Source organism: Streptomyces sp. NPDC020379, from assembly GCF_044387105.1.
GTDB lineage: Bacteria > Actinomycetota > Actinomycetes > Streptomycetales > Streptomycetaceae > Streptomyces.
On the sequence record NZ_JBIRVR010000002.1, the window covers coordinates 241,345 to 257,782 of the forward strand.

Genomic DNA, 16,438 nt, shown 5'->3' on the forward strand with positions numbered 1-16,438 from the left:
GCGCCCGGCAAGCGCGCCGCGCGGCGCGGCGGATCAGTTCTCCGCGAGCTCCCCATAGATCTGCGACAACTCCGGCGCGCCATCGGCCGCCCAGCTCTGGCCCGCCTCGACCACGTCGATCTCCCGGCCGTTGGCGAGCCGGACCACCGGCTGCCCGTCCGAGCGGATCCACCAGCCGGCGCCCTCGACCGTGCGCACGACGACCGTGCCCAGATACAGCCCCGCGTCGTTGCCCAGCCACGGCAGCAGCTCGGGGTCCTCGCGCCAGCGCGGCTGGAGCTGGTCCAGAGCCCCCAGGGACATCGGCGAGTCGTCGAGGACGGCCCCCGCCGACTCCGCGTGCGCGCGCAGCAGTTCGCATTCCGACAACAGCTCGGCCAGGCCCTCCGGGTCCCGGTCGACCGCGTCCGCCAGCGCCACCCCGTGGTCCGGGGCGTGCCGCTTGCGCCAACTGTCCAAGAAGGGAATGTTCATACCGGACAGGATCGCACTCGCACGGATGGCCTCACCACAGGCGCGCGGCGCCCGACGTGGCCGGTTGGCCTCCTTGACGTTCCCCAGGCGTCTCCTTAGCTTCATGCCGCCACATTCAGAGCGGGGAACGCTGGGAGGCATGACGCACATGCTCCGGACATCGAGGCTCGGCGGGGTACGGCACAGACGGTGGGCGGCGACGGGGGTCGTCGCGGCGGGCGCCGTCTGCGCCGTTGCCGCAGCGAACACCCCGGCGCTCGCCGGCACCGCGCAACGTGCGAGAGAGCCGCTCCCCTTGGAGCGGCTCTTCGACAACACGGCGGTCCGCGGGGACACCCGCCCGGGTGATGCGGATTTCGACGGCGCGGGCAACGCGCTGCCGGCCGAGGACCTCGACGCCGCGGGGTGGAGCCCGGGCCGCGCCCTGGCCATCGACCGCTCCCCGCTCCGCTGGCCGCGCTCCACCGCAGGTCAGCCGGACAATGTGCGGGCCGCGGGGCAGACCGTCCGGCTCCGCGGCAGCGGGGAGGCGCTCTCCTTCCTCGTCGCGGGGACCACCAAGGGCGCGCCGGGCCAGGACATCACCGGCACGGGCACCGTCCGCTACCGCGACGGCTCCCGCAGCACCTACCGGCTGACCGCGCCCGACTGGCGGCGCGGCCCCCTCACGACGAAAGCCGTCGGGCTCCCCCACCTCGCGGCGCCCGGCGGCCAACGGGCGGAGACCACACGGCTGTACGCGGTGACGGTCCCGGTCGCGCGCGACCGGGACGTCGACTCGGTCGTGCTGCCGGACGAGGCGGAGCCGGACACCGCCCTGCATGTGTTCTCGATGGCGTTGCGAGGTCCCACGAACGGGTGGACCGGCAGCTGGGCGGCTTCACCTTCGGGTTACGCCAAGGTGGGGCCGTGGACCGACCGGACGCTGCGGCTGGTCGTGCACGGCAGCGCGGGCGGGCCGCGCACCAGGATCCGGCTGGAGAACACCTTCGCGCCGCGCCCGGTGCGCATCGGGCACGCGAGCGTGGCGCTCCAGGAGCGCGGCGCGGCGGCGGCCGGCCCGCCCCGGGCGCTGACCTTCGGCGGCCGCGCCGGGGCCGAACTGCCTGCGGGCGCACAGCAGTTCAGCGACCCGCTGGGATTCCGCGTGCCCGAGGGCGCCGACCTCCTGGTGAGCATCCACCTGCCGGGCACGGTCCGGGCGCTGCCCGTGCACAGCTACATCGATTCGGTGTCCTATCTGACGGCCGACAACGCCGGTGACCGCACGGGCGACCGCGGCGCGGACGCGTACTCCGCGAAGCTCGACTCCTGGCCGCTGCTGACGGGCGTGGACGTCGGGGACGGCGCCGGGTCCGTGGTGACCCTCGGGGACTCGATCACCGACGGCGAGCGGTCGACGCCGGGCGCCAACGGACGCTGGCCGGACCTGCTGGGCCGACGGCTGCGCGGACAGCACTCCGTGCCGAAGTTCGGGGTGCTCAATGAGGGGATCTCCGGCAACCAGGTGGTCAACGACCGCTATCCGGGCGACAACACCAGCACGATCCTCAGCGGGGTCAGCGCGGGCCACCGGCTGGAGCGCGACGTGCTGGCGCAGACCTCGGCCCGTACGGTCATCGTCTTCGAGGGCGTCAACGACATCCGGGCGGGCACCACGGCCGCCCGGGTGATCCCGGCGCTGCGGGAGATGGCGGCGCGGGCGCACGAGCGCGGCATGCGGTTCGTCGCCGCGACCATCGCGCCCTGCGGCGGCTTCCACGACTGCACGCCGGCCGCCGAGGCGGAGCGCACCGCCATCAACCGGCACATCCGGGCGAACGGCGGCGCGTACGACGCGGTGCTCGACTTCGACGCCGCCATCCGCGACCCCCGCCGGCCCGACCGGATGCTGCCGGCCTTCGACGGCGGTGACCACCTGCACCCCAACGACGCCGGGATGCGGGCCTTCACCGACTCGGTCGACCTGCGCAAGCTGATCTGACGGCGCGGGGCGGGGCGCCCGGACCTCAGACGTCCAGGTCGACGACGACCGGGGCGTGGTCCGAGGCTCCCTTGCCCTTGCGCTCCTCCCGGTCGACATAGGCGTCCTTCGCGGCCTGGGCGAAGGAGGCGTTGCCGTAGACCAGGTCGATGCGCATGCCCTTGTTCTTGGGGAAGCAGAGCTGGCGGTAGTCCCAGTAGGTGTACGGGCGGTCGTACTTCAGGGGGCGGGGCACGACGTCGGACAGGCCGAGGTCGCGCAGGGCGCCGAGGGCGGCGCGCTCGGCGGGCGTGACGTGCGTGGCGCCCTCGAAGACCGCGGGGTCGAAGACGTCCTCGTCGGTCGGCGCGATGTTGAAGTCGCCGAGCACCGCGAACGGCCGCTCCCCCTCGGCGTCCGCGGCGACGGCGTCGCGCAGGGCCTCCAGCCAGCGCAGCTTGTAGGCGTAGTGGTCGTGGCCGACCTCGCGGCCGTTGGGCACGTAGACCGACCAGAGGCGGGCGCCCCCGCAGGTCGCGGAGATCGCCCGGGGCTCCTGCGCGCCGTCGTAGTCGGGGCCGCCCGGCAGGCCGGGGACCACGTCCTCCAGGCCCACCCGGGAGAGCAGGGCGACGCCGTTCCACCGGCCGGTGGCGTTGACCGCCGCCTCGTATCCCAGCTCGCGGAGCGCGTCGAACGGGAAGGCGTCCTCCCCGCACTTCGTCTCCTGTATGCACAGCACGTCCGTGCCGCTGCTCTCCAGCCAGGCCAGCAGCCTCGGGAGACGGGCGGTGATCGAGTTCACGTTCCAGGTGGCGATGCGCATGGGACAACCCTAACCGCCGGGTGTGACAACACCGGAGAGCGTCAGAGGGTGAGGGCCTCGCCGGGCGCCAGGCGGGTGTGGTTCGCGCCGCCCGGCCCGTCCGGGCCCAGCATCCGGTCGTAGACGGGCCGGGCCAGGTCGGTGAGCAGCGCGTCGTGGATGTCGACGGCGCGTCGCGGGCTGACCTCCCGGAGGTAGTCGATGACCTCGGAGACCTTGTTCCACGGGGCCATGACCGGGACCATCAGGGTGTCGACGGGCCGGCCGGGCACGGTCAGCGCGTCCCCGGGGTGGAAGACCGAACCGTCCACGAGATAGCCGACGTTGGTGATCCGGGGAATGTCCGGGTGGATCACCGCGTGCAGCTGCCCGTGCACCTCCACCTCGAACCCGGCCGCGGTGAAGGTGTCCCCCTCGCCGACGGTGTGCACCCGGCCGGGGAAGGCCGCCGAGACCTGTTCGGCGACGCTGCGGAGGGTCCACAGCTCGGCGGCCGGGTTGGCGTCCAGGGCGGCCCGCAGCCGGTCCTCGTTGAAGTGGTCGATGTGCTCGTGGGTGACGAGGATCGCGTCCGCGCCGACGGCCGCGTCCTCCTCGCTGAAGGCGCCGGGATCGATGACGAGCGTGCGGCCGTCCTTCTCCAGACGGACGCACGCGTGGCTCTTCTTGGTCAGCTTCATGATCCCCATAGTGCTACGCGGGGCTACGCCTGCGGGGCCGACCCCTCCGCGACGACGCGCCGGGCGACCTGGAAGGCGGCGTGGGCGGCGGGCAGGCCGCAGTAGACGGCGGTGTGCAGAAGCGTTTCCTTGATCTCGTCCGGGGTGAGGCCGCAGCGCAGCGCGGCGCGCGTGTGCAGGGCGAGGTCGTCGAGGTGGCCGCCCGCGGTGAGGGCGGTCAGGGTGATCAGGGCCCGGGACCGGCGGTCGAGCCCCGGGCGGTCCCAGACCCCGCCCCAGGCGTAGCGGGTGACGAAGTCCTCGTAGTCACCGGTGAGCTCGTCCCCGGCCGCTTCGGCGGCGTCCGCGTGGGCGTCGCCGAGGACCTCCCGCCGGATGAGCGCGCCGCGCTCGTACGGGTCCGGGGCGGCCGGCGCCGGTTCCGCGTCCAGGGTGGGCGGCGGTCCGAAACCGGCGGGCGCGGTCTGCTGGGCGAAGGGCTGCTGAGGAGCGGGGGGCTGCTGGGCCGGGGACGGGAACATCCCGCCCGGCGCGGCGGGCGGGAACCCGTATCCGGAGGCAGGCCCCGGCAGCTGCCCGGGAGCGCCGGCCGGACCGTGCGCCGGGGCCGCCTGATTCGGCGCGGGGGCCGGGGCGGGCGCGGGTGGCTGGGGGGCGATCCGCACGGTGTCGGGGTTGAGGTCCTGGGCCGGGGCGGGAGCCTGGGGGGCGATCCGTACGGTGTCCGGGTTCAGGTCGTGAGCCGGGGCCTTGCCGGGGACGCGGACCGTGTCCGGGTTCAGGCCCTGGGCCGGAGCCTGGCCGGGCGTCTCACTCTGCGCCGGGGCGGGGCCCGCGGCCGGGAACGGCGCGTGGTCCTGGCCGGCCGTCCGGCCCGGAGCGTGGCCGAACGCCGGGCCCGGAGCGGGGGCCGGAGCCGCCGCCTGCGGCATCGGTGCGGCGACCGGCGACAGGTTCTGCTGGGTGGACAGCTGCCAGGCCGTGGTGAAGTGCCGGACCAGCAGATCCGTGACGGCCGCGGGCTGCTCCACCGGCGCGAGGTGCGAGGCGCCGGGCACGACCGCGAGCCGCGCGTCGTGGATGCCCGCGACGAGCACCCGGGCGTCGGCGGGCGGCGTCACCTGGTCCTCCGCGCCGACGAGCACCAGCGCGGGCACGCCGATCCGGCCGAGCTCGGCGCGGACGTCGAAGGCGGCCAGCGCGTCGCACGCGGCGACGTAGCAGCGGGGGTCGGTGGTGCTGACCATCTGCACGGCCCAGTCCACGATGGCGGGCTGGGCGGCCGCGAAGCTCGGGGTGAACCAGCTCTCCGGGGCCGACCGGGCGATGGGGTCCATGCCGCTGTTGCGCACGGTGTCGCCGCGCTGCCGCCAGGAGTCGGCGGTGCCCGAGCGGGCGGAGGTGGCGATCAGGGCCAGCGCGGCGAGCCGGTGCGGGTGCCGCAGGGCGAGATCGGCGCCCGTCGCGCCGCCGATGGAGCAGCCCGCGTAACCGAAGCGGTCGACGCCGAGGCCGTCGAGCGTGGCGAGAAGCCGGTCGGTGAGGTCGCCGACGACCGGCGCGGGCTCGGCGGGCGCACCGCCGTGACCCGGCAGGTCGAAGCGGAGGACCCGCCAGTGGCGGGTCAGCTCCGGTATCTGCCGGTCCCACATGTGCCATGTGGTACCCAGCGCGGGCCCCAGGACCAGGACCGGAGCGTCTTCTGGCCCGTCAGAGCGGTATTGCAGGGTGTTCACCGGTGTCTCACTCACCCGCCAGACCCTCTCATCTGTCACGACAGCCCCTATGAGCGGGGCCCTGACTATAGCTGTCTGACCAGGTGGAAGACCTCCAGGGCCACATAGCGCCCGAGGCAACGGACGATTTTGCGACGGGCCTTGCCCTCCTTGATCCGGCCTCGTAGTCATCCTGGGTGCGCGGGTCGACCCGCAGTCGGGTGAACACGAGAGCTGGTCGATCCGCTGGGCCGGCAGGCCCAGCGTGATCCGAGTGGCCTGCGGCACCGATTCCTCGCCGCCCTCCCCGTGACCACTCACGCCGGCGAACCGTGCGCAGGTACGGAAGAGTTCGCCTATCGGGACACACCCCGCCAGCCCGGTACCGACAACACACCATCCCCGGCCAACAGCCGACACTGTGAGACCAAGGCACTTCGGTCACATAATTCCCGGCGCCCAGGGTGGGAAGGGTGGAAAGAACGATGGTGGACCGGACGATCTCTCCCCCTGCTGGCAGGTGGGGACGAACACCGGAACGCCCAGCATGCGGACCTACGAGGCCGTGGCCCGAAAAGCAATGGGGGAGGTTAAGGACAGCGGCATCCTCGTGCCGAATGACGCGGTCTTCTACCAGGTGACGCCGGGCTGCCGCAGCACAGTGGGCCAACGGGACGTAGGGGGGTGAACGTGCCACCAGCCCAGGCGACCGGCTGGATGGGCCAGGAACAGGTCGCGCGGGCGCTCGCCCGGACGCAGGACTTCCTCACCGCAGCCAACCTGGATACCGGCGTGCTGTGCGGGGAGCGACCCACTGCCGTCAGGGCTCCTGCATGGCGGTCATGTAGCGCGTCCACAGCTTGATCGGCAGCGAGCTGCCCACCGTGCCCTCGGGTGTTCCGCCGATTCCGTCCAGCGGGAGCAGTTCCTGGGTCCTGGGGTCGATGCGGGCGAGCGAGACCGCGGTCGACAGGGAACCACGGTAACCGACATACCAGGCGGACTTGTTGTCCTGCGCGGTGCCGGTCTTGCCGGCCGTGCCGGGCCCGGCGGCCTGCGCCGGCTTCGCCGTGCCGTCGCGGACCGCTTCGCGCAGCGCGTCGTCCACGGCGCCCGCCACGTGCGGCGGCAGGGCCTGTTCGGACTCCGGCCTCGCCACGGGCACGTCGTCGCCGTTGCGCCGGAGCCCGGCGACCGAGTACGGCTCAGCGTGCCGGCCCTTGGCGGCGAACGTGGCGTAGGCGTCGGCCATGCGGATGGCGCTGGGCGTGGCGGTGCCGAGCGGGAACGACGGCGGTTTCCCCCCGAGGCTGCTCTCCAGCAGACCCGCCTGGACGCCCACCTCGCCGACGCGGTCCAGCCCCACGTCCATGCCCAGCTGCATCATCGGGGTGTTGACCGACTGTGCGACCGCGTCCTTGAGCGAGATCTTCCCCCAGGACCTCTCGCCGTCGTTGACCGCCCTGACGATCTTCCCCGACCGGTCCCAGTAGGGGCCCTCCGGAGTCTGGAGGGACACTTTGTCGTCGCCGTCGTACAGCGTGGCCGGAGTCACGCCTGTGCGGGGCTTGCCGCGCTCGCGCTGCACCCCGTCACGCAAGGCCGCCGCGTAGACGAAGGGGGTGAAGGCGCTGCCCGCCGGCACGACGGACGAATTGGCGTCGTTGAACCCCTGCTCGAGGTAGTCCGACCCGCCGTACAGGGCGACGACGCGCCCGTCGGTGGCCACCGAAGCGGCCCCGACGCGTACGTCGCGGTCGGCCGCGCGCCGGTCCGGGGCCAGACCGTCCCGTGCCCGCTCGACCGCCCGGGTGAGCGCTGCCATGCGCTTCTTCTCGAATGTGGTGCGGATCTGGTAGCCGCCGAGCGCGAATTCCCGCTCGGAGACGTGGGAGTGGGCCAGCAGATAGGCACGGGCGGTCTCGACGAGGTAGCCGGTCTGGCCGGCCAGACCGGTGACCTTGGGCGGGGCGATCGGCTCGGGGAAGCGTGTGTACTGCGCGCGCTCCTGCTGGGAGAGTTTTCCGGTGGCCACCATCCGGTCCAGGACCCAGCTCCAGCGCTCCACCGCGCGCTTGTGGTTCCCGGCGCCAGAGGCCGGGTCGTAGAGCGCGGCCCCCTTGAGCAGGGATGCCAGGAAGGCGCCCTCGCTCGCGTTCAGCTGCGAGACGTCCTTGCCGTAGTAGGCGTGGGCGGCCCGCTGGATACCGTAGGCGCCGCGGCCGTACCAGCTGGTGTTGAGGTACTGCTCAAGGATCTCGTCCTTGCTCATCCTGTTGTCGAGCTTGATCGCGATGAACATCTCGGTGAGCTTGCGGGAGAAGGTCTGCCGCTGGTTGAGGTAGGCGTTCTTCACGTACTGCTGGGTGATGGTCGAGCCGCCCTGGGTGTCGGCCCCGGCGACCATCCTGGAGACCGCGCGGACCATGCCGCTGACCGAGACCCCGCTGTCGGAGTAGAACGTCTCGTTCTCCGCGGCCAGCGCCGCCCAGCGGACCTTCTCGGGAACCTTGGCCAGCGGTGTGTCCTGCCGGTCGACCTCGCCGGTGCGGGCCATCTCGCTGCCGTCGGCCCAGTAGTAGACGTTGTCCTGCTGGGTGGCGAAGGCGTTGAGGCCGGCGGGTATCGCGGTGCGCATGAACATGATCGTCAGCACTCCGGCCACGACGGTGGCGACGAGGCCGAACAGCCCCAGCGTCTGGCGCCACGACGGTACCCAGTGCCTGAACCCGGTCCGGCCCGGGCGGGGATAGACGGGGCGGAACCGCCGCAGTGCGGTCGCGAGCTGTTTGCGAGTGATCACTGTTCCGTCCGGCAACAGGGGAAGGGGCCCGGCCGCCCAAGGGGAGACGGCCGGGCCGGTACGGGGGGTATCAGCTGAGGGCGGAGGCGCAGGTGGTGGGGGTCGCGTGCGCCGGGTCGAGCGCGTTGGCCACCTCATGGAAGGCGATCTTGTCGATCGTGCCGACGCCGAGGTGCATGGAGACGTCCAGCTTGCAGAGGTCCTGGACCACCACATTGCGGGTGTTCGGGCCCGAGAAGAACTGGGTCTTGTACGGCGTGACCACCTCGTCGTACTTGGTCACGATGCCCGTGTACTTCACACCGGGCACGGTGTCGCCGTTGGCGTTGAGCTTCTTCATGAACTCGGACCCGGCCAGCTGCTGTTCCGCCGCGGGAACCGCCTTGCCGACGAGCTTGCGCAGACCGGGGACGCCGTCGACGAGACGGTTCAGCCCGGAGGCCGTCGTCCCGTGCTGGGAGGGGGCGATGCCCACGAGCTGGTCGACCTTGGCCGCACCGCCCAGGAACTGGAGGTAGTAACGCGGCAGGGCGCCTCCGCCCTGCGAGTGACCGACGAGATCGACCTTCCGCGCCCCGGCCGACTGCTGGACCTTGTCCACGAAGGCGGACAGTTGCTCGGCCGACTTCTCGATCGGCCCCAGGCCGTTGAAGAACGGCACGCCGGGCAGCTGGCCGTAGTCGAGGGAGTAGACGCAGTAGCCCCGCTTGACCAGGTAGGGGGCGAGCACGAACCAGTTGTCCCAGGAGTTCTCGGTGGTGCCGTGTACGAGAACCACGGGACGCGGGTGTTCGGCGGACGGCTTGCAGGACCAGTCGTTCCAGCCGCTGGTGACGGTCTTCCCCGCCACGCCGTCGGCCGGGGCCGCGGAGGCGGAGGTGGAGCCGAAGGACAGGACCAGCGCCAGCGCCGAAACGGTCCCGGCGAGCATGCGGAGCGATCTGTTACGTACGGACATGGAGCTACCTCGCAAGTGGGGGAGGTGGGGCAACGGGCTTGTGCCGACGAAGGGTCAGCTGATGGCGGACTTGCAGGTGGTGGGGGTCGCGTGCGCGGGATCGAGCGCGTTCTTCACCTCGTGGAAGGCGATGCGGTCGATGAGGCCCAGCGCGATGTGCTCGGAGAAGTCGAGCCTGCACAGGTCCTGGACCACGACGTTGCGCACGTTCGGGCCCGAGAGCTGCTGCGACTTGTAGGGCGTGGCGATCTCGTCGTACTTGGTCGAGATGACCGTGTACTTCACGCCCGGCACGGTGTCCGGTTTGGAGTTCAGCTTCTTCATGAACTCGGAGCCGACGATCTGGTCCTGCAGGCCGGGGACGGTGAGGTCCAGCACCTTGCTCACGCCGGGGACCTTGCGCGCGAGCGTGCCCAGGCCGGAGGCGGTCGCGCCGTGGTTGTCGGGGGCGATGCCGATGAGCTTGTCGACCTTGGAGGCGCCGTTCATGAACTCCATGTAGTAACGGGGCAGGGGGCCGCCGCCCTGGGAGTGACCGACGATGTCCACCTTCCTCGTCCCCGTGGACTTGAGGACCTTGTCCACGAAGGCGGACACTTCCCCGGCCGACTTGACGAGCGGCCCCTGACCGTTGAGCGTCGGCACATAGGGCAACTTACCGTAGTCGAGTGAGTACACACAGTAGCCCTCCTTGACCAGCGACGGGGCCGTGAGGAACCAGGTGTCCAGCTGGTTGGCCCAGGTGCCGTGGAGGAGGACGACCGGGTTGGGGTGGGCGGCGGACGGCTTGCAGGACCAGTTGTTCCAGCCGCTGGTGACGGCCTTGCCGGCCGTCGCGGTCTTCGCGTCGGCCGGGGCGGCGGAGGCGGAGGGGGAGGCGGCGACCGCCGTGACGGCCAGGGCCAGCGTCGAGGCGACGCAGGCGAGGGCGGAGGCGGGGACGGATCTCTTGCGCGGGGACATGGGGAGACACCTCACAGGGCGGGGTGGGCAGGAAAGGGGGAGTTACTTGACCAGGGACTTCCAGTCCGGGGACTGCGCCGGGTCCAACTGGCGCATTTTCGCCAGGACTTCGGGGTCCTGTGCGTCCAGCCAGTCGGCGAGCTGTTTGAAGGTCACGCAGCGCACGCCGTCGCGCTTGCAGACCGACTTCACGACGTCCTCGACGGCCTTCATATAGATGCCGCCGTTCCAGTCCTCGAAGTGGTTGCCTATGAACATCGGCGCCCGGCTGCCGTTGTAGACCCGCTCGAAGCCGTTCAGATAGCCGTCACGCGTCAGCTTGCGCCACTCCGCGTACTTCGCCGGATCGCCCTTGGTGTTGTCACCGGACTGGTTGTAGAGGAAGTTGAAGTCCATGGAGAGGACTTGCCGCTCGGTCCCGGGATAGGGAACGAGCTGCAGCGGGAAGTTCCAGATGCCGTCATTTTTCGACGGCCAGAGCTGGAAGTCGCCGGGGGAGCTGGCGTCGTAGCGCCAGCCGAACGACTTGGCGGCCTTGAGCAGGTTCTCCTGGCCCTCCAGGCAGGGGGCCCGGCCGCCGGCCAGAGTGTTGCGGTAGTCGAAGGGCAGTGGGGGCAGGTCTGTGTAGCCGGTGTTGGTCTTCCAGTTCTCGACGAAGGAATAGGACTGCTCGATCTCGCTCTTCCACTCGGCGACGCTCCAGTCGCCGCCGCCCTTGGCACCGCAGAAGTGCCCGTTGAAGTGCGTGCCTATCTCGTTGCCCTCCAGCCAGGCGGCGCGCAGCTGTTCCAGGGTGTCCCTGATGTGCTGGTCGGTGGCGTACGAGATGGCCATCTCACCGCGTTTGTGCTGCGGCGGCCGGTATTTCGACGCCTTGGACTTGGGCAGCAGATAGGTTCCGGTGAGGAAGAACGTCATCTGCGCGTTGTTCTCCCTGGCGACCTCGCGGAAGTGCGAGAACTGCTCGTCGTCGCCCTGGAGTGCGCCGTCCCAGGAGAACACCACGAACTGCGGCGGCCTCTCACCCGGTTTGAGCTTCTCCGGCTTGGGCTGGTGCGGCTGCGGGCCGGTGGAGGACGTCGAACCGTCGCCCAGGACCCGTACCTTTCCGTCCCACTTCTCCGCCGGCTTCACCGACTCCGAAGCGGACGGGGTGGGGGCCGGCGAGGCGGACGAGGGGCGGGAGGAGGGAGAGGAAGCGGCCCTCCTCCCGGCCCCGTCCCCACCGGCTCCGCAGCCCGACAGCAGCCCGAGCGTGAGAGCGGTCCCGGTCACCAGGACCACCGCGCGGCGTGCCGTACGCATCAGGTGCGGTAGGCGTACCACTTAGTGAACGGCAGCATCACCTGGAGGCTCAGCAACGACCGCCGATAGGTGTCGAAGGAGTGGTACGTCAGATAGGGAGTGCCGAGCTTGTCGCGGTAGGTCACCAGCATGGTGTGGTCCTTGGACCCGTCACGGTCGAAGTCCGCCTGGAGGACGTCCCCGACCTCCATCTGGTAGGCGTACTTCAGCGGCTTCACCCGCTTCGAGTTCTGCGCGAACCAGGACCACTCGTTGACGCCGGTCCAGGAATCCGATTCCGTGCCGGACCCGTACCACCACTTCGTGTAGTCACCGGCCTTTCCGGGGGCGTTCTTCCAGCCGCCCGCCTTCAGCGCCTGGCTGACGAAGTTCGTGCAGTCGCCGCCGGTCCCCAGCGGGTGCGAACGGTAGGCCGGGTTGTAGTTCTTCCAGTACTTCTCGGCGTAGTCGGCCATCGCCTTGTAGTCGAGGCCGGTGCTCGTGTCCTTCGGCAGCCGTTTGGGGAACAGCCAGAGACTCGCCTCGGGCGCGTTCGGCATGTCGTTCACGCCCGGCGCCTCGGGCGCACCCGCCTTCGGCTGGGGAGCGGCGCTCGGCGCGGGTGCGTTGATCTGCGGCATCTCGTCCAGAGGCTTGATGCCGGTCAGCTCCCACGCCCCGCCCTTCCCGGCGGTGAAGCTCAGCTCGTGGTGAGCCTGGAAACCGGTGTCCTTCGGCTCGTCACCGCGGATCTTCTTGTAGGTCAGCCGCGTGGTCTCGGTCACCCGCATCGTGGCCTTCTTGCCGTCGACGCCGGCCCGGTCCACCGCGACCCGGGTGTCACCGGCGGAGTACGCCTCGCCCAGGGCCTTGAGCTTGCTCTTGCGCTCGCGCAGCGAGGCCGTGACGGACTTCTCCGAACGCGCCGTCGCGGACGAAAGATGCGCCTCCTTCGCGGGCGGCGGGGTGGTGTGACCCCGCACCTTGCCGTCGACGATCGCCGCCGTCCGGTCGGTGAGCACGACACCTGCGATACGGCTGAAGGATTCGGCCGTCGCCCTGTCCGCACTCCCGGGCCGGGCCTCCGCCCCCGCGGGGGACGCCGGCACCAGCGCGGCCGACACCGCCAGCGAGGCGACCACCCCGGCGGCTGCTCCGAGTGTCATTGATTTCACGGGACTCCATTCTCCGTCCGGCCCTTTTCGAACCGGGCAGCAGGAATCCTTGCACACGGAATCGAAATGGCAACCCCGGAGCGGGGAAAAATTTCCCGGCACAATTCGACCCCGGCCTCACTAACCGTCAACTATACGGTTTCACAGCGGAGTTGAGCCCGTCATCGCAATTGGTACGGACTATTTCTGCGGTAATTCCACACCCGTTGCGGGTTTACCGCAATTCCCTTGCGGGCTACCCGAAACCGGTACCTGTGTGACGCACACCATTCCCGCGGCAATGCTGAACGGGGTATTCCCTTCGCGCCCCGCCGTGCAATGATCCAGCCAGGCCCACCGGGAAAGTCGGGCCACCTTTTCGACGACCTTCCGCGACGGCCTTCGCTCGTCGCACGTCTCTCATCTCTCCCGCACCGGTCGCGGCGTCCGCCGGTGCTTCCGAACGACCTTCTTGCCTCCCGGAGTTCCCGTGTCCACAGAAACAGTCCTCGGCATCAGCCCTTTCGGTGAACCCGACTCGCGTCTGGTGGCGGCGGTCTGCCGGGCGGGCGGTCTGGGCGTGCTCGATCCCGGAAGGGGCCGGCGCCGCGCGGCCCGTGAGGCCCTCCGACTGGTGCGGCAATGGGTACCGGGCCCCTTCGGGGTACGCGTCGGGGCGGGATGCGCGCTCGGGCCGGACGACTTGGCGGCCGACGGGGGCGTGCACACCGTACTGCTCTGCGTGGACGCCGAGTTGACTCCCGCCGGCTTCAGCGGCCCCCGCGTCCTGGTCGAGGTCACCGACTACGAGGAGGCCCTGGCGGCCGCGCGCGCCGGGGCGCACGGTCTCGTCGCCCGGGGCAACGAGGTCGGCGGACGGGTCGGCGAGCTGAGCACCTTCGTCCTCCTCCAGCAGCTGGTGGCGGACCCGGAGCTCGGCCTGCCGGTCTGGGCCTGCGGAGGCATCGGGCCGCACACCGCCGCGGCCGCCGTCGTCGGCGGTGCCGCAGGGGTCGTCCTGGACACCCAGCCGGCGCTGCTCGACGAATCCGGTGTCCCGGAGGAGATGGCGGCCGCCGTCCGGACCATGGACGGCTCGGAGACCGTGGTGGCCGCCGGTCACCGAGTGCTGCGCCGCCGGGGACCGGACGCGCCGCCCCTGCCGGGCGAGCCCGGCGAGGTCGCCCGGCTGCCGGGCGCGGAGGATCCGCGGACCCGGCTGCTCCCCGTGGGCCAGGACGGCTTTCTGGCCTCCTCGTTCGCGCGGCACTGGGGCGACGTGGGCACGGCCGTCCGCGGCGTCACCGCCGCCGTCCGGGAAGCCGTGCGCGACGACGCCGTCGCGCACACGCTGCTCCGCGGCTCCCCGATGAGCCGGGCGATGGGCACCGTACTGCCCATCGCCCAGGGGCCCATGACCAGGGCCGGCCGCACGTTCCCCAACTCGCCCTGCTGGAGCGGTGCGACGCGGTGATCTGCCACGGCGGTCACAACACCGTGTGCGAGGCTCTGTGGCACGGACTCCTCCTGGTCGTCGCACCCATCCGGGACGACCAGCCCGCCGTCGCCGCCCAGGTGACGGACGCCGGGGCGGGCGTACGGGTCCGGTTCAACCGGGCGACCGCCGACGTGCTGGGCACGGCGCTGGACACCGTCCTCCGCGATCCCGGCCGCCGCGAGGCGGCCGGGAGGGTGCGCGCGTCGTTCCGCGCCGCGGGAGGCGCCACGGCCGCGGCCGTGCGCCTCGAAGCCCTGACGGCGGGGGCGAAGTGACCGCCCCCGGCCCGCGGCTCCTGCCGAACGGGAGGTTCCACCCATGCCCTGAAGGTGACATGCCCCCGCCATCCCTTGCGGGAAAACAGCCCCTTCACACCACTTCACAAGGATCCACCATGCGCAACCTCCGCAGAACAGCGGTACTGGCACCAGTGCTGCTCACCTCCCTCTCACTCGCCCTCGTCGGCTGCACGCCCTACGGGGTCGACTCCGCCAAGACCTTGGGCGAGGCGGAGAGCGGCAGCGAGAGCGGCACCCCCTACAGCCTCCGGGAACACACTCCCGGGGGCACCGATCCCAGCGCGGTGACCATTCCGGCGGGCGGCGGCATCAAGGAGCAGAAGGCCGCGGTGAAGGTCGACTCCATCGACCCGAAGAGCGGGCGCGCCGTCATCTCCCAGACCGTCGCGCAGCCCTCCCCGAGCACGTCGTCCGGCAAGCCGGACCCGTCGGCGACGCCCGCCGCGAAGAAGCCCGTCGCCGTGGGCGACATCGTCGCCAGCAAGCCCGTGCCCGGCGCGCCCCAGGGCGTTCTGGCCAAGGTCACGAAGGTGGAGGGGAACACCCCGAAGGGCACCGAGGTCCGTACCGCCCCGGTCGATCTCTCCACGGTGCTGGGCGACTCCAAGGTCGAGAACAAGCTGCCCGTCGACCCGTCCGCCTTCAGGGCCGATTCACTCGTCCCGGGAGTGAAGTTCTCCTATTCCAAGCGCGGCAGCGTCCACGCCGGACCTGACGGCCTCAAACTGCCCTTCGGCAGTCTGCGCGTCGACGTCGACACCACCCTCGACACGGAGAAGGACGCCAAGGGGCAAGGGGTGGAAAGCCCCACCAAGGCGAACTTCAAGGGCTTCGTCCAGCTCGCTCCCGAGGTCGATTTCAAGTACTACGGCCGTGGTTCCGGTGACGGCCCGTCGGGGGCCGGCCTGCGGCTGAGCGGCGACTGGTCCTCGGGATTCCAGTTCAAGGGGCGGACGGCCCCCACGGCCAACGGCAAGCCGGTGCGGGTGCCGTTCGTCGTCCTGCACGCCAACCCGACCTTCTACATCGGTGAACTTCCGGTCACCGTCAATATCGACCTCACCTGCTACGTCCTGATCGACGCCGACGGCAAGGCGAGCCTGGACATCCAGCAGGACCCGGTGAAGGGCGACTTCGCCCTCGGATCCGCGTTCAGCCTCAAGGAGGGCTGGCAGCCGGAGGCCAAGGCGAACTTCACCCCCGCGACGCTGAAGGCGAGCGCCTCGGCCGCGGTCGGCGCGAAGGTCCGGTTCGGCACCGAGGCGAACCTCGGCCTCTACGGCAGCGTGGGCGTCAAGGGCGACGTCGCCGCGCCGTACGTACGCACCGAGGTCAAGGGCGGAGTCCGCGGGTCGACCGAGGGCAGGGCCGCGGCCGACGCCGACTGGAAGCTGTTCGCGGGAGTCGACCTGGAGGGGTGGGTCATGCCGTATCTGAACATCGGCGGCGTACAGGCACTCGCGATGCGCCTGCCGATGCCCAAGGTGCAGCGCGAGGTGCAACTCGCGCACGGCAAGGGAGCCATACAGATCCCCCAGCCGCGCACTCCGCAGGACGACGCGAAACCGGGCGACGCGAAACCGGGCGACAAGGACCAGTCCGGCGGCAGCAAGCCCCGGCGTCACTGACACACCGACGCCCAGCCCACCCGGCAACGCCGAGGAGACGGGACCCCGTTGCCGGGTGGGTGTCCGGTGCACCCCAACACCCTTTATTCATTGCGGGTTTCCCGCAACACCGAACATGACATGCGCAACCCATATGACGTAAAGTCTCGGCAAGTTGCCGGTCAAGTCACTGCCGTTCACCAGTGATTGACGA

The 16,438-nt window shown here is 70.9% G+C and carries 13 protein-coding genes and 1 pseudogene; 4 read left to right on the top strand and 10 right to left on the bottom strand.

Annotation, left to right across the window (positions count from 1 at the left end):
- Positions 1-33: 33 nt before the first annotated feature.
- Positions 34-474: a DUF6278 family protein gene (locus ACH427_RS03560; RefSeq protein WP_398867698.1), complete on the bottom strand. Its 441-nt coding sequence runs from the start codon at positions 472-474 to the stop codon at positions 34-36.
- A gap of 148 nt (positions 475-622) precedes the next feature.
- Between ACH427_RS03560 and ACH427_RS03565 the strand changes: the two genes are divergently transcribed.
- Positions 623-2,458, top strand: coding sequence for an SGNH/GDSL hydrolase family protein (locus ACH427_RS03565; RefSeq protein ID WP_398867954.1), 1,836 nt, complete (start codon positions 623-625; stop codon positions 2,456-2,458).
- Between the two features lie 25 nt (positions 2,459-2,483).
- On the opposite strand, the gene ACH427_RS03570 is transcribed toward ACH427_RS03565, so the two are convergent.
- The 9 genes and pseudogenes from ACH427_RS03570 to ACH427_RS03610 form a co-directional block, all read right to left on the bottom strand.
- Positions 2,484-3,263: an exodeoxyribonuclease III gene (locus tag ACH427_RS03570; protein WP_398867699.1), complete on the bottom strand. Its 780-nt coding sequence runs from the start codon at positions 3,261-3,263 to the stop codon at positions 2,484-2,486.
- Positions 3,264-3,304: 41 nt separating this feature from the next.
- Positions 3,305-3,943, bottom strand: coding sequence for an MBL fold metallo-hydrolase (locus tag ACH427_RS03575; RefSeq protein WP_398867700.1), 639 nt, complete (start codon positions 3,941-3,943; stop codon positions 3,305-3,307).
- A gap of 23 nt (positions 3,944-3,966) precedes the next feature.
- Positions 3,967-4,464 carry a carboxymuconolactone decarboxylase family protein gene (locus ACH427_RS03580; RefSeq protein ID WP_398867955.1) on the bottom strand — a complete coding sequence of 166 codons (498 nt, stop codon included), beginning with the start codon at positions 4,462-4,464 and terminating at the stop codon, positions 3,967-3,969.
- 371 nt (positions 4,465-4,835) lie between these two features.
- Positions 4,836-5,694 (bottom strand): annotated as a pseudogene (locus ACH427_RS03585) (alpha/beta fold hydrolase); the annotation flags it as partial.
- A gap of 784 nt (positions 5,695-6,478) precedes the next feature.
- Positions 6,479-8,599: a transglycosylase domain-containing protein gene (locus ACH427_RS03590; RefSeq protein WP_398867701.1), complete on the bottom strand. Its 2,121-nt coding sequence runs from the start codon at positions 8,597-8,599 to the stop codon at positions 6,479-6,481.
- On the bottom strand, positions 8,532-9,419 hold the full coding sequence (locus ACH427_RS03595) for an alpha/beta fold hydrolase (protein WP_398867702.1): 888 nt from the start codon (positions 9,417-9,419) through the stop codon (positions 8,532-8,534). The genes ACH427_RS03590 and ACH427_RS03595 overlap by 68 nt, the downstream gene beginning before the upstream one ends.
- A 54-nt stretch (positions 9,420-9,473) precedes the next feature.
- Positions 9,474-10,382: an esterase/lipase family protein gene (locus ACH427_RS03600; protein WP_398867703.1), complete on the bottom strand. Its 909-nt coding sequence runs from the start codon at positions 10,380-10,382 to the stop codon at positions 9,474-9,476.
- 42 nt (positions 10,383-10,424) lie between these two features.
- A complete protein-coding gene (locus ACH427_RS03605) occupies positions 10,425-11,657 on the bottom strand; it encodes a hypothetical protein (protein WP_398867704.1) in 1,233 nt (410 codons plus the stop codon).
- 29 nt (positions 11,658-11,686) lie between these two features.
- Positions 11,687-12,832 (bottom strand): amidase domain-containing protein, encoded by a 1,146-nt coding sequence (locus ACH427_RS03610; protein WP_398867705.1) that lies wholly within the window; start codon positions 12,830-12,832, stop codon positions 11,687-11,689.
- A 478-nt stretch (positions 12,833-13,310) separates the two neighbouring features.
- On the opposite strand from ACH427_RS03610, the gene ACH427_RS03615 reads away from it, so the two are divergent.
- From ACH427_RS03615 to ACH427_RS03625, 3 genes are all read left to right on the top strand, one after another.
- Positions 13,311-14,294, top strand: a complete 984-nt coding sequence (locus ACH427_RS03615) for a nitronate monooxygenase (RefSeq protein WP_398867706.1) — start codon at positions 13,311-13,313, stop codon at positions 14,292-14,294.
- Positions 14,291-14,593 carry a glycosyltransferase gene (locus ACH427_RS03620; RefSeq protein WP_398867707.1) on the top strand — a complete coding sequence of 101 codons (303 nt, stop codon included), beginning with the start codon at positions 14,291-14,293 and terminating at the stop codon, positions 14,591-14,593. Before ACH427_RS03615 ends, ACH427_RS03620 begins: the two co-directional genes overlap by 4 nt.
- 119 nt (positions 14,594-14,712) lie before the next feature.
- Entirely contained in the window at positions 14,713-16,245 is a 1,533-nt protein-coding gene (locus ACH427_RS03625) for a hypothetical protein (RefSeq protein WP_398867708.1), read from the top strand.
- Positions 16,246-16,438 lie beyond the last annotated feature (193 nt).